1 protein-coding gene is annotated in these 643 nt (G+C 40.1%); it reads left to right on the top strand.

Annotated features, from left to right (window positions below):
• A partial coding sequence (locus CYP28_RS09520) for a M48 family metalloprotease (protein WP_181000450.1) occupies positions 1 to 441 on the top strand: 441 nt, incomplete at its 5' end.
• Positions 442 to 643 lie beyond the last annotated feature (202 nt).

Below are 643 nucleotides of genomic sequence, written 5' to 3'. Positions count from 1 at the left end.
AAGCTAAGCACCGCAGAGATCGTGGCGGTTTTGGGGCACGAGCTTGGGCACTTTAAGCATAAAGATATCCTAAAAATGATAGCGCTAAGTGCGGTAATGCTATTTTGTCTATTTTTTATCTTTGGAAACGTGAGCACAAGCGCATACGAGGTGATAGGACTAGGGCAAAATGGTGCTAGCATCATCATCTTTTTGGTGCTTTTCTCGCCTATTTTTAGCTTTCTTTTCTCGCCGATCATCTCGCACTTTAGCCGCAAAAATGAATTTGGCGCAGATAGATTTTCAAAAGAAATTTCAAACAAAACTGACATGATAAACGCCCTAACCAAGCTTGGCAGCGAAAACAAAGCATTTCCGAAGTCGCACTGGCTTTACTCATTTGTCTATCACTCGCACCCAAGCCTTTTTGAGCGGATAAATGAGCTAGAAAATGAGAATTGAAGAGGCTCTAAAAGAGTATAGTATAAGGTTAAGCTCACTTTGCCAAAATCCAATCATAGTGGCCAAAAGTTTGCTTATGTACTATGTTGATCTGAGCATTGAATGGATATTTGTATATCAAATATAAGAATGTAATGAGAGAGGGTATCTTGCTCTCGTTAAACGGTATCAAAACACCAAGGCACTTGACTGTATAACTGCG

Origin of the sequence: Campylobacter concisus (assembly GCF_002914195.1) — a bacterium.
Lineage (GTDB): Bacteria > Campylobacterota > Campylobacteria > Campylobacterales > Campylobacteraceae > Campylobacter_A > Campylobacter_A concisus_M.
Note: the sequence above shows the minus strand (reverse complement) of the source record. Positions and strands in the feature narration are given on the sequence as shown.